Raw genomic sequence first — 864 nt, forward strand, 5'->3', positions numbered from 1 at the left:
ACCGTTAGCATACATTTAAACATAAAATATCTAATGAATAAAAAGAAAAAATTACCACTTACAATATTAAAAGCATTAGAATCATTTGTGAATTTAAATGGTGAAAAATTTAAAATAATTGATCCCGAAAATAATTTATTATCAATACTGGATATAGATAATACTTCTGATTTCTATTTTAAAATTGTAGAATTCAGAAAAATGCAAAATGGCACATTTCAATTCTTGATGGATAGAAAACCTAAAAATCAAAATGATAGTGGAAAATTTAGAGGATGGATAGAAATTAAAAATCTTGAATCACAATTTCAAAGTTGGTTAAATTTATTAAACCAATATGAGTTAACTGCATCATTTTTTGATGATCCAATAATTAGATCAAATGCGGAGAGATTTCTTCAAAAATTTGAAATAATAGATGAAAATTCTGATAAAGAAACTTTTGATCTAGAACAACAATTATTTTTGGAAGAGTATTTAAATAAATCTAAAAAGAAACTTGAAAATTTAAAAAGAAACCAATCAGAAGAAAAAATTAAAGAAATTGATATTTTAAAAAAAGAAACCGATGAAATCAAGTCAGCTTTGACAAAAGAATCAAAAAAGAAAATAATGATAAGGCTTTCAAAATTTTGGGGAAGAGCTCAAAAAACTGGATTGCAAGTAATAAAAGAAGTATTTGTAAGTGTAACAGTTGAATTGACAAAAAAACTAATGTTAGGTCAATAAAAACGTATGCTAACACCGTATAACAACAATTGCGGCTTTGTGTCCTGCGGACACAACCGCGCAAACATAAAAGTCGGGAATTTCAGCTATCTTAGTTTTTAAACAATCCGCAACTGATTGTTATACAAGACCGTT

General features: G+C 26.4%; 1 protein-coding gene. It reads left to right on the top strand.

Annotated elements, in window-relative coordinates:
• A partial coding sequence (locus GUB10_RS15890; protein WP_227740449.1) for a hypothetical protein occupies nucleotides 1–729 on the top strand: 729 nt, incomplete at its 5' end.
• Nucleotides 730–864: the final 135 nt, after the last annotated feature.

Origin of the sequence: Salegentibacter sp. BLCTC (assembly GCF_015143665.1) — a bacterium.
GTDB classification, from domain to species: Bacteria; Bacteroidota; Bacteroidia; order Flavobacteriales; family Flavobacteriaceae; genus Salegentibacter; species Salegentibacter maritimus.